This is a genomic window from Micromonospora sp. NPDC049836 (assembly GCF_044465125.1).
Taxonomy (GTDB): domain Bacteria; phylum Actinomycetota; class Actinomycetes; order Mycobacteriales; family Micromonosporaceae; genus Micromonospora.
Window position 1 is genome coordinate 15189 of record NZ_JBITLH010000026.1, and the last position, 11899, is coordinate 27087.

The following is an 11899-nucleotide window of genomic DNA, read 5'->3' on the forward strand; positions in this document are numbered from 1 at the left end:
CTCTGCGACAGATTTAGGAAGTGCACGATGATCTATCGTTATGCTTTCGTGACCTGAGTTGGCCGCCGCCATGACACATTGATCGCGCTGCGTGGGTGTGTGACTCGCAACCCTGCGTGGTCTCTTGTCGTCCTTGCTCAGGTTGGGATTACGCATGTTCAGACACGGGGGATCGCGGCTGCTCACGCGGCGCAAGCGGCTTGTCGCGCTCGTCTCGGCGGCGACCATCACTGCAAGCACACTGGTCGGGACGCCGGCCATCGGAAAACCGGAAGGCGCAGGGCTGGCCAGTCCTCCGGTTTCGTCGCCTGGCAGAGCCGTGGACGGCGTGAAGCCGCTGCCGATGAAGTTTTCGACCACTCCGGCAAACGCGGCTACGGACAACTACCGACCGACAAGGACCGCGTGGCCGAAGGCCGCAACCGCCCAGGTCGACTTGGGCAGGGCCGATACCCGCATCACCGGACAGACGAAGATCAGAGCTACGGGGACGCCGGTCTGGCTCGGCCCGGTGACGAAAGGACGCGCCGCGTACCGCGGTCCGCAACGCCTCGCCGTGCGGGTGCTCGACCGCGCGACCGCGGCAGCGGCCGGAGTGGACGGGGTTCTGGTGAGCGTGACCCCGGAGGGCGCGACCACCGCGACGGACGCAGCCGGCAACCAAACTGTCCGAGTTGGGCTGGACTACGGCTCCTTCGCGGAGGCGTACGGGGGCAACTACGGCTTCCGGCTCAGGCTGGTCCGCGTGCCAGCCTGCGCCCTGACCACGCCGCAGCATGCCGCGTGTCGAGCTGTCCACCCGCTGCCCTCCGTGAACGACGTCGGCGCGAGGACTGTCTCCGCAGAGCTCACGGTGAGTGCCGGCGGGCAGAAGACCGACTCGGCGAGCACCATGCTCGTCGCTGCGGTCGCTGGTGCAGGCGACGAGGGCGGCGCCGGGGGCACCTACGCCGCAACCGGCCTGACGCCCTCCGGGTCTTGGACCGCTGGTGGCAGCACCGGGTCCTTCAGCTACTCGTACCCCATCACGGTTCCGCCGTCGAGGTCGAAGCTGGCACCGCAGCTCGCCCTCTCCTACGACTCGAGCGGCGTGGACGGGCAAACCGTTGCCACCAACGCGCAGGCGTCGTGGGTGGGCGACGGATGGTCGACGCCGCGCAACTACGTCGAGCAGACCTTCGTCTCCTGCAATGACGACCCGGGCGGCAGCCCGTCGCCGAAGGAAACCTATGACCGTTGCTACACCGGTCCGATCATGACGCTGTCGCTCAACGGCTCGTCGAGCTCGATGATCTGGGACGCCGGGAAGCGAATCTGGAAGCTCCAGAACGACAACGGCTCGGTCATCACCCAGGTCACCAACTCCAACAACGGCAGCGGCACCTACAACACCGACTACTGGCGCGTGACTGAGCCGGACGGCAGCGTCTACGAGTTTGGGCGCAACCGGCTTCCGGGCTGGACGTCCGGCAAGACCGAAACCAAATCGGTCGACTACACGCCGGTCTACTCACCGCACGCAGGTGACCCCTGCTACGACGCGGCCGGCTTCAACGCCTCGGTCTGCACCATGGCGTACCGCTGGAACCTCGACTACGTCAAGGACGTCCACGGCAACGCCATGGCCTACTACTACAACCAGGCCGTCAACTACTACGGGCGCAACGAGGGGGCCACGGACGTCCCCTACATCCGGGACAGCAATCTCGCCCGCATCGACTACGGATTCACCGACGGCAGCGCCTACGGCACCGTGCCGAACCGGGTCGTGTTCAACAGCGGCGACCGCTGCCTGTCCGGCACCTGCCAGCCGCTGAACGACACTACCAAGGCGAACTGGCCGGACGTCCCCTATGACCTGGTCTGCAATCAGGGCACCGACTGCAAATCGTGGAGCCCGTCCTTCTTCTCCACGGTTCGACTCACCTCGATCGAGGCCCAGCAGTACGATGTCGCGGCGGCCAAGCACCTGCCGGTCGACTCGTACACCCTGACGCAGACCATGCCGGCCACCGGGGACGGCACCGCCCCCACCCTGTGGTTGGACTCCATCACCCGGACCGGCCACGACCTCGGCTCCGGTGGTTCGACCACGCCGATCAGCCTGCCGTCTGTGTCCTTCGGGGCTATCAAGCTGCCGAACCGGGTGGACACCGCCGGTGGCTTCCCATCGTTCTTCCGGCGGCGCATCGAGACGGTCACCACCGAGACCGGTTCCTTGATCACCGCCAGCTATGAGCTGCCGGTGCCGTGTACCGCTCCGGTTACCGTGAGCCCTGCTTCCAACACCCGGTCCTGCTACCCGGTCTATTGGACACCGGACGGCCTGACCGATCCGAAGCTGGACTGGTTCCACAAGTACGCGGTCACCAGGGTGACTGCCAGCGACCCGACCGGCGGCGCCCCCGCCACCTCGACCAGCTACAAGTACGTCGGTGGCGCGGCCTGGCGATACGACGACAACGAGGTGGTCAAGGCCAAGTACCGCACCTACGGCCAGTTCCGGGGCTACGCCAAGGTCGAGACCCGCAACGGCGACGGGGTAAACGACCTGCAGACGCTCTCGGTCTCCACCTACTACCGCGGCATGTCGAAGAACAACAACACCACGGGCGTCAACGTCACGGACTCGGCCGGCGGCCAGCACGAGGACCTCGACCAACTTGCCGGTCGGGAACTCGAGACCACCGCGTACCGCGGCGACGGTGGCCCAATCGAGAACTCGACCGTGACCTCCTACTGGGTCTCGGCAGCGACCGCCACCAGGTCGCGGAGCGGCCTGCCCGCGCTGACTGCCAACAAAATGGCCCCGGTTGAGACCTGGACTCGGCAGGCGGTCACCTCCTCGGGGACCACCACATGGCGCTACAGCCAGACTGACAACACCTACGACACGAACGTCGACTCGCCGACGTTCGGCCTGCTCAAGTTCTCATACGACCACACCGTGCCGGTCATCGCCGCGTACGACCGGTGCACCTCCACCTCGTACGCGCCAGCGAACACCGCACTCAACGTCGTCGGCCTGATCAGCCAGATCGAGACCGTCTCCGTGGCCTGCGGCGGCTTCACGCAGGGGACGCCCGCGCCCGTGCCCGGCAGCGTCAACACCCTGACCGCTCCGACCGCAGTCAACCGGCCCACCCAGGTCGTCTCGCACCTGCGGACGTACTACGACGACCCGGCGTTCGATACCACCTTCCCGCAGCCCAAGGTTCCGACCAAGGGCGACGTGACCATGGTCCGCAAGGCGAAGGACTACCTCTCCGGCGCCTACGTCTACCAGACCACCGACCGCACCGACTTTGACAGTTACGGCCGGGCGGTCGCCACCTACGACGCGAACGGCAACGCGACTACCACGACCTACACCGACAACGCGGTGGGCCTGACGATAGGGATCAAGACGACCAACGCCGAGGGGCACTCCACGTCGTCGACGGTGACGCCGATGCGCAACCTCACCACGGTGAGCAGCGACGTCAACAACGTGGTGACCAGCCGACAGTTCGACGCGCTCGGCCGAGTCAAGGCGGTCTGGGTCGCGTCTCGCGCGACCAGCGCTACGCCTCACTACCGGTACACCTACCTGGTACAGAAAACCGGACCGACCGCCACGACCACCGAGACGCTAAACAACTCCGGGGTCTACGCGTTGTCCACCCAGATCTACGACACCCAGCTGCGCCCCCGGCAAACCCAGGACACCACGCCAGCTGGCGGCCGGATGATCACCGATACGTTCTATGACAGCCGGGGCTGGGTCCGGGCAACTTACAACGGCTGGTGGGACGACAAGAACACCCCCGGCACCACTCCCGTCTACGCCCCCGACCTCGTCAAAAAGGTTTACAACCAGACCCTCAATACCTATGACGGGGCCGGTCGGGCGATCCTCGTGGAAAACGCCCGCGACAACCTGGTCGTCTCCGCCACCCGTACCGTCTACAACGGTGACCGGACCACCGTGATCCCACCGACTGGCGGGACCACGACGGCGACCGTCACCGACCCGATGGGCCGCACCAGCCAGCTACTCCAGTACACGGCCGCGCCGACGCTGGTCAATCCATCGAATTCCTTTACCGGGACGTACTACCTGACCGGCGGCACGACTGCCGCGACGAGCTACGGCTACGACGAACACGGCAACCAGTCGACTCTGACCGACGCGAACGGCAGCACCTGGACCAACCAGTACGACCTGCTCGCCCGGGTCACCAGTAAGACTGACCCGGACGCCGGCACCAATACCACCAAGTACGACGGCAACGGCAACGTCACCGAGGCCACCGACGCCCGCGGCAAGACGGTCTCGTACACCTATGACAAGATCAACCGGAGGACGGCAAGCTTCGCCGCTCCGGAAGCTGGCCAGTCGGCGGCCAACCAGCTCGGCTCCTGGGCGTACGACAACGACAACGGCGCCGTTCCCGCCATGACGAACCCGGTCGGCAAGCTGACCACGATCACTACCTACCGGAACAACGCGCAGTACATCACACAGTTCAACGGCTTCACCGCGTTCGGCAAGTCCACCGGCGAGTCGATCACCATCCCGGCCGTCGAAGGGCTGCTCGGCAACACGTACACCTTCGGCCACAAGTACCTGGCCGTGACCGGCGCGCACTACAGCGACACCTATCAGGCCAACGGCGGGCTGCCGTCAGAAACGATTACCTACGGTTACAAGACCCCATTGGAGTTGCCCAATACGGCCAGCAGTTTGCTCGCCACCTACGCCAACTCCACCACCTACGACGCGTACGGCCGGGTAACCGGCGGTGGGGTCAACGCAAGCACCAGCCAGGCCACCATCGTGAACGTCTACGACGATCACACCGGTCGACTGAAGCAGCGGAAGATCAGCAGGACGACGACCACCACCACCGACGTCGGCCAGCGAGACTACGAGTACGACCTGTACGGCAACATCACCAAACAGGTCGAGACCCGCTACCAGCCCAGCACCACCGCGGAGACGCAGTGCTACCGCTATGACGCACTGCGGCAACTCAAGTCAGCGTGGACGGCCACCGACAACTGCGCCGTGATGCCGACCACCAGCAACCGCTCGATGGTCGGCAGCGGAATGGGTTCCACTAGCGCCTTCTGGACAGAGTGGAGCCTGGACGCCCTCGGCAACCGCCAAAGCCAGACACAGCGCTCCCTCAGCGGCGGCACCGACACGACCACCAACTACGCATACGACGGCAACGGAAAGCGACAGCCGCACACGCTGACGAGCACCACCACCACGGGCGGCCTCACTGGTTCGACGTCCTACGCGTACGACAACTCCGGCAACATGGTCACCCGCGCGGCCGGCCAGGGCAGCCAGACGCTCACCTGGGACGACACGGGTCAGCTGACGTCGGTGACCGGCGGCGCGGGCGGGAACAGCAGTTTCCTCTACGACGCCGACGGCAACCTGCTGATCCAGAAGGACCCCGGCGTCGCCACGCTGTACCTGCCAACCCAGCAGCTCACCCTCAACACCAGCACCAACACCGTCAGTGGTGTCCGGTACTACCCCCTGCCCAACGGCGCGACGGCCATCCGGACCGGCAGCGGCACCAACTACAGCTACCTGATCCCGGACCACCAGGGCAACCCGACCCTCTACCTCAACAACACCGCGCAGATCCCCACCTGGCGCCAGTTCACCCCCTACGGCGGCCCCCGCGGGGCCACCGTCACTGCCCCCGACAACCGTGGCTTCCTGAATCAACCGCTGAACACCAACACCGGTCTTACCCAGGTGAGCGCCCGCAACTACGACTCCACCATCGGTCGCTTCGTGTCGGTCGACCCACTTCAGGACCTGACCGATCCGCAGCAATGGAACGGCTACGCCTACGCCAACAACTCCCCGGTCACGTCCAGCGACCCCTCCGGTCTCATTCCAGAGGACTGTCTGGACCACGACTGCTACGGCTACAGCCCCACGAAGGGCTGCCCAGGCGGGTGCGGCACCCCCGCAAACGAGCACTGGGGCAAGAGCCGGGGCTACTCCGGCAGCGCACCGAAGCGCCGGCACGACCCCAGGATCCTCGGCCACGTAATCCGGGTCCCGGAAAATGTTCCGCTGGAGGAGTTCGCTCGCCGCTGGAACGAGCAGCGCGGCGAATGGTTCGGCCGCGAATTCTTCTCCAATGACGAACTGGTTCGAGAAGACGAGCGTGCCCTCGCCATGAACATCTGCCACGAGATGGGCCGCCCGGGCGGCTGCCAGCAGTGGATCGAGGAGCTCTACAACCCGTACATCGACTGGATGGCGGCAAACCTGCCTTCGGACGACCTGATCCCCGGGGGGACCGGCGCCCTCGGGCAGGCGGCCTCGGCCGGGCGTGGCGCGGTGGCCGGTGGTCGACCAGGCCGAGGCGGCTGCAACTGCGGCTGTATGAGCTTCAGTGGTGAAACCGAAGTTCTGATGGCCGATGGCACCACCAAGCGACTGGACGAGATCGAGCCGGGTGACGAGATCCTGGCGGCCGATCCGGAGAGCGGCGAGCAAGGCCCGAGGGTCGTCGAGCACGTCTGGGTGCACCCCGACCAGCTGATCGACCTGGAGATCGGCGGAGGCGTCCTCACCACCACGGAGGATCACCCGTTCTGGAACCAGACCGACCGTCAATGGCAGCGGGCCGATCAGCTCGACCGCGGCGACTTCGTCCTAGGCCCCGAGGGGCGACTGCAAGAGGTCAACGGGCTTCGCCCGTGGTCGGCGCGTATGGCGCTCGCCTACAACCTAACCGTCAATGAAATCCATACCTACTATGTGATCGCTGGCAACGCGCCCGTCCTCGTGCACAACGCCAATGGCGGTTGTGTCATCTCCGCTGAGGGGTGGAAGCACGTCCAGGATTTCCACAGGCCTGGTGGCGTTGGTGTCGACCGGACTAAAGGCGTATTTACCGGAACCGATGAGGAGGTGCAGGACCTGATCCGCCAGACGGTTCAGCGTGGACGTCCTCGCAGGAATACTCAGGGACGTGATGGGACCGTGTATGAATGGGACTTCGGGAAACCCATTGGTGAGAAGAGTGGGACTCAGGGAGGTGGGGAGGCGCAGCAAGTGCGGGTTGTCGTAAACCCGGATGGTACGCTGCGTACGGCACATCCGTTCTAGCGCCACATTGAACGATAGCCTGTGAAGTGCCGTTCTCGGGGAGCTTCTCAGGCAGACCGACGCGCCGGGCCGAAATTGAGCGTGACGCGTTGGGCTTGGCGATGACACAGACCCGGGTTTGGGTTTGTGTCATCGCTTCCTGCGGACCGATTTCGTCGGCAACCCCTCCCATCGACGGTGACCATGTCACTGTCCGTAGCATTGAGATTGCGTTGCGGATAGCTGCTGACCCGGAGGTCCGCAGCGCGCCGGCGCGGAACGGAAACACCTGTCTGTGATGAAACGCCCTGCAAAAGTGATGCCGCCGCATCTGCGATCGAGGTCTGGCTCCGCCGTCCAATCTAAGATCAGTCAGTGGAATTCTGTGTTGGAAGCATCAAGAGAGGCGCTAGGAGCTGACTTGCTGGCTATCGATTTCGTGATCTTGCCCTTGGACAGGTCGGTATCCCCCCTTTGGCGACCTGGCGACAAGATCGACCTAGGGGCGGTTGCTGAGATGGATCTGAGGTACGAATATTTCTGGAGCCGGATCGAGTTCGATGTAGACGGATTCGATCTTGGCGCCCGTTGGGGCAGCATGCCTCTGCTCGACTTTGCCGCCTCAATCAAAAAAGTTCCGGATGCGTTAGATCGGTATGGTGAAGCGGAATTCGACTTTACTGAAAACACGGCCGTTATCTCCTTCGTGCGGCGCGGCGAGTCGGTCGAGGTGAGAGACTCGACATCAGAAGTGGCCTATGAGATTGGAATGAACGAATTGGTGGACGCTGTCAACGTGTTTCTGGGCACGATGGCTACCAGGCTGATGGCGGCCCACCCGGGCATCGCGAAGAACAAGTTCTTCAAAGGGCTGACATCGATGGATTCTTGACTTCGCCACCCTTTGATGAGCATGACCTGCCGCCTCGACTCGGACCTGTCGATGGTGCTGAGGTTAACCCGGAAGGTCACAATTCGGCATTCGAGCAGGGTAAACCGCTACCGGCAATCGTGTGCCGAGATTGGGGGAGCAGGTTGGGAGCAGACGCATGCACTGAACGGCGTTGGACAGCGTCCAACGGCACTGAACGGCATCCAACTGCACCCACTACGACCTGCAAGTTCTCGTTTTCGCAGGTCAGAGTGAACTCGGCGTCCTGTTTCACGCGGAGTGCTCAGCGGTTTCGCGCAGCAGTCGACGGCAATCTATGTCGCCTGGCAGGGGAGTATGCGCAGGTCACGGCGGTAAGGAGCCGCTGGATGGCCTAGCCTTGCACGTGGGAGCAGATTGGGTGCAGGCTGGCGAAGTGGTCACCGCGCCCGAAGTGCTCACCGACACCGGACAGGGGCGGGGGCTTTGACCTGCGGTGATGCGCTCGAGTGGTCCGGCGTGACCTCCCAGAGAACACCGAAGTGGTCACGCGTCGCAGCTCCCCGCCTGACTGGTGTTGGCTGTCGTCTCAAGGCTCGCTGGCGTCAGCTAGCAGGGCTTCGTCGCATCGACGCATGGCATTGACTGTCATCGCGGTGACGTCGGCATTCATCCCGGGAGCTGAGACTTGAATCTCATCGGAGCCCTGCTGACCAGGGCATCTTAATCGGTAGCCTCGTCGGCGGCGCCGAAGGCGTCAGCGGCGTCCGTGGGTCGTGCTGGCCGGTGAGGTGCTCAGCTGTCGTACGGCTCGCTGACTGGCGGCGAAGGTGATCCTGGCATCATCGGAGCAATGAGCGACTGGGAGCATTTCCTCCACGAGGTTCCGTGGTTTTTGCCTCCCGGAGCGAGTGCCGTTGTGGGTGAGGCACAGCGGTGGACCCGCGGATCAATCGACGGTCTGCCTGAACTCTCGGCGCTGCTGGCCTCGGCGGTCCTCACGCCCGTCTTCGTCGAGGGTGACGTCTACGAGCTGCTGGCATGGGGATCATCGGATGATCGACGGGGATGGCTCTGCCGTCCGCCTCACGACGCGGACAGCGACTGCGTTCCGTGGTTCCATAAGAGCTTCTGGAGCCGGTGCGGTGGGATCGTCGAACGGTTCGGCGAGCCCGACACCTGGTGGAACAACCAGAACGAAGTGCTCACGATTGGCGCGGCGCACGTACGGGTCGGTGAGGTGCTTACCGACTACGCATGGCTATGGGAGGACCGCAGCCTCGAGCTTCCGGTCAATCCCGATGAGTACTACGCCGTGGCTGTGGAGGCCAACGGGAATCTGACGTTGGCGCATCGCGACGACGGGCGGCTCCTTCTCTTTGCGCCAGACCACGCTTTCGCGAATGTCACCCCGTTGGCGGGCTCCCCACCGTATTCACTGCTCACCATCGATGGGGTGCCCGACCTTGCGACCTGGATAGAGGTATGTGCTGCCGCCTGGCGATAGCAGCTGCCCGACGAGCGCCCCGTCCGCCGCCTCGCTTTCGGCCGACCAGCGATGCGAGTCAGCGGCAATGAGCGACGCAGGCCGACACGCACCTTGATCTTTTCCGGACGGCGATTGAGGATGCCTCGACCGACGGATGCGATCCTGACACGTCGAAGCGATCTTGTCCGAGTCCCGAGCTGCGAGTTCTTGGAACCAGCCCGGAGCCCACGGAGGCCATTGCTGGTTGGCGTCAGCGATGATCGTTCCGTGATTGACAGGGACTTCAGCGCTCGCGGTGGTGTGGCCTACGTCGACCGGCAGGTTGGAACGTGGGGATCTGGTTTCAAGGGCCACAGGCGTGCGACCTGGCCGTTCGCGCGGCTTCGCGTAGGAGCGAAGGAGATCGGCGTCTCCTCCTTGTTCGGACAGTTCCGGGTGACGCGGACGAACCTCGTGTCGATCTCCCGCTTTGGCCACGTCCCCGTTGTGGCGAGCGGCGTCAAGTTCGTGGCAAGAGATCACGACGAAGCGGTGATTTTTTGGGCTATCGATATACGCAAGGTGGTGGACGAGTTGCATCGCTACGGATGGCCGGTAGCAGACAAGTAGGAGGTAGCAGCAGGGGCGGCGGAGCGGGCGGTAGTGCTGTCCCTGAAAACGGGGACCCCGCCCATGGCGCTGGCCGCCTCAGAACAATGGACGCCTGACCAGGTGCGCAACCCCTCGACCGGCCGCCTGCGACCTCCCCGCAATTCGAGGGCCAGCGCGTGCCATCCGTGGGCCAGCGACCGCGGCGCCGCCTCGGGCAGGAGACGCATCCGGGCAGGTCGCCGCTCCGGACGAAGGGGGTGTCTGTCGGTCTGCTCGCGGTCCGGCATGCTGAGGGCGGGACCCGGCTGAAACGATCAGCGGCATGACCACCTTCCGTCTGTTGAGACAGACGAATCGCTCGTCGCGGTTCGCTCAGGTCAGCGTCGAGGTAGCGGCGTCGAGCCGGCGCGAGGTGGAGGTGACCGCCACCGCTGCCGACGAACACCGGCGTGAGGCTGAGTTGGGCGCTTGGTGGGCTCTGCGTCACCTTCCCGCGGCGGTGAAGGTGACCGTGACCGACGTGGTCGTCAATGAGATCGACACGAGCGTGGGTGACGTCTATGAGGCCACCGCGCATGCCGTGTGGGAGGCGCTGCGCGTCGAGAACGCGGTGCCGTACGCGGGCTTCAGCGATCCCGAGATGGTCGCGTCGTGGCTGACGAGCATGTGCGGCCGACGGCTCGACACCGTGACGGAGGCCCGGCACTGGCATGAGGGACGGCGCGAGCCGGACGCCGAGAGCTTGCTGCACGCTTGGCTGTTCTTCGAATACGCCGTGCCGGTCGGTCTGCACGGCTGCGGTGACCATCTCATACTCGCCAAGGACGACCCCGGCGGTTCCTACGACATGGGCGAGTACGGGGGAGGCCAGGGTCGGCCCGGCACAGGAGCCTGACGTGCTGTCCAGGTTCATCGGGGCCCGGCTCACCGACGGCGCCGTGATCCTCGGCCACGACGGCGACGCGGTCTGCGCTGGTCTCGTGCTGCGGTTCGAGAACGGCGACCTCGTTATCGGCGCGCTCTACGACGAGTGGGTCCTCGCCGTCGGCTCGGTGCCGTCGGCCGCCGCTCGCCACCGGGCTGTGCAACCGTTCGTGCGCGGCGGCTTCCGGTAGCGATTACTTCCTCACCTCTCGTGGGGCCGGCTGCGCATGGCGGCCTGCCGCTGATACGGCGCGCCGTTCGAGCGCTGCCACGCGCCGTCGCCGACGTCGCTCGGTCCAGCATCCGGACCCGCCGAGGGGAAGTGCATGCGCGTCACTCGGCCCCGATGGGTCACGATACGGTTCGAGCGTGCCCGGCATGGACAACCGCCCCGCAATCTTCCTCGATGTGGATGGGCCGCTGATCCCGTTCAAAGCCCGGCCGGTTAGCCGCGAGCGTTTCGTGGACAGCGCCGTCGTGCAGCCGCTGAACGGTACTGGCAATCCTCTGCTGGACCGGCTTGACCCAGGTGACGGGCGTCGGCTCTTGGCGCTGGGATGCCAGTTGGTCTGGGCGACGACCTGGATGGCGGAGGCGAACGAGGTCATCTCGCCACGGCTCGGGCTTCCAGACCTGCCCGTCGTCGAGTGGCCGGACGGCGACGAGGATCCAGAGCGCGGTCTGCACTGGAAGACCGTCTGCCTTACCCAGTGGGCAGCGGGACGCCCATTCGTCTGGCTTGACGACGAGACAACTGATGCTGACCGGCGATGGGTCGCAGCACACCACCCGGGGCGAGCGTTGCTGCACCGTGTTGATGTCGGCTCCGCCTGAAAACTAACCCCGTGGTTCCGGCTGAAGGTTGACCCCCTCCGGAAGCATCGGGAGGTGCTGAGCGTGGAGGACTGGGCGG

At 65.0% G+C, this 11899-nt stretch carries 7 protein-coding genes; all 7 read left to right on the forward strand.

The genetic code is table 11. The features are described 5' to 3' along the window. The first annotated feature begins 154 nt into the window (after window positions 1-154). Window positions 155-7132 (forward strand): polymorphic toxin-type HINT domain-containing protein, encoded by a 6978-nt coding sequence (locus ACIBPB_RS32930; RefSeq protein WP_396843156.1) that lies wholly within the window; start codon window positions 155-157, stop codon window positions 7130-7132. 400 nt (window positions 7133-7532) lie between these two features. Continuing rightward, window positions 7533-8003 carry a hypothetical protein gene (locus ACIBPB_RS32935; RefSeq protein ID WP_396843157.1) on the forward strand — a complete coding sequence of 157 codons (471 nt, stop codon included), beginning with the start codon at window positions 7533-7535 and terminating at the stop codon, window positions 8001-8003. An 832-nt stretch (window positions 8004-8835) separates the two neighbouring features. Beyond that, on the forward strand, window positions 8836-9489 hold the full coding sequence (locus tag ACIBPB_RS32940; RefSeq protein ID WP_396843158.1) for a hypothetical protein: 654 nt from the start codon (window positions 8836-8838) through the stop codon (window positions 9487-9489). Between the two features lie 249 nt (window positions 9490-9738). Further along, complete coding sequence (locus ACIBPB_RS32945) at window positions 9739-10080, forward strand: hypothetical protein (RefSeq protein WP_396843159.1); 342 nt, start codon at window positions 9739-9741, stop codon at window positions 10078-10080. A 304-nt stretch (window positions 10081-10384) separates the two neighbouring features. Further along, on the forward strand, window positions 10385-10957 hold the full coding sequence (locus ACIBPB_RS32950) for a hypothetical protein (RefSeq protein ID WP_396843160.1): 573 nt from the start codon (window positions 10385-10387) through the stop codon (window positions 10955-10957). Between the two features lies 1 nt (window position 10958). Next, the gene (locus ACIBPB_RS32955; RefSeq protein ID WP_396843161.1) at window positions 10959-11177 is read left to right on the forward strand and encodes a hypothetical protein; all 219 of its coding nucleotides are present in this window, start codon (window positions 10959-10961) and stop codon (window positions 11175-11177) included. A 187-nt stretch (window positions 11178-11364) separates the two neighbouring features. Further along, window positions 11365-11820, forward strand: coding sequence for an HAD domain-containing protein (locus ACIBPB_RS32960; RefSeq protein ID WP_396843162.1), 456 nt, complete (start codon window positions 11365-11367; stop codon window positions 11818-11820). Window positions 11821-11899: the final 79 nt, after the last annotated feature.

What these genes read in the sequence shown, in the direction of transcription:
- ACIBPB_RS32930 (WP_396843156.1), top strand. Translation starts at nt 155, where the DNA reads ATGTTCAGACACGGGGGATCGCGGCTGCTCACGCGGCGCAAGCGGCTT.
- ACIBPB_RS32940 (WP_396843158.1), top strand. Translation starts at nt 8,836, where the DNA reads ATGAGCGACTGGGAGCATTTCCTCCACGAGGTTCCGTGGTTTTTGCCT.
- ACIBPB_RS32950 (WP_396843160.1), top strand. Translation starts at nt 10,385, where the DNA reads ATGACCACCTTCCGTCTGTTGAGACAGACGAATCGCTCGTCGCGGTTC.
- ACIBPB_RS32960 (WP_396843162.1), top strand. Translation starts at nt 11,365, where the DNA reads ATGGACAACCGCCCCGCAATCTTCCTCGATGTGGATGGGCCGCTGATC.